1 protein-coding gene is annotated in these 359 nt (G+C 44.0%); it reads left to right on the top strand.

Annotated elements, in window-relative coordinates; all coding sequences use genetic code 11:
* Positions 1–359 (top strand): group II intron maturase-specific domain-containing protein (locus LKE08_RS00430; RefSeq protein ID WP_324702220.1); only part of this gene is annotated, 359 nt, incomplete at both ends.

Genomic DNA, 359 nt, shown 5'->3' with positions numbered 1-359 from the left:
ACACTAAGAGAAATCGAAATTGACGGAGAAAAAGTCCCACCCGGATTCGACTTTCTGGGGTTCAATATCAGGCAATACCCTGCAGGAAAACACGTCTCCGGAAAAAGTGGAGGAAAAGTCAGTAGACTACTAGGCTTCGTAACCCACATAAAACCGAGCAAAAAGGCAATCAAAACCCATATTGAAAAGGTAAAAGAGGTGACTAAAAATCACAAAACAGCACCTCAAGCCGCCCTGATTAAACATCTCAACCCCATCATCACAGGATGGACAAGGTACTATTCAGGGGTAGTCTCCAAGGAGATTTTCAACAAGCTAGATAACATACTCTGGCAACAACTACGGGCATGGGTAGTGTC

Origin of the sequence: Lyngbya sp. CCY1209 (assembly GCF_035615495.1) — a bacterium.
Taxonomy (GTDB): Bacteria; Cyanobacteriota; Cyanobacteriia; order Cyanobacteriales; family Microcoleaceae; genus Limnospira.
The sequence above is the reverse complement of the archived record's forward strand: the minus strand, read 5'-3'. Positions and strand labels throughout refer to the sequence as shown.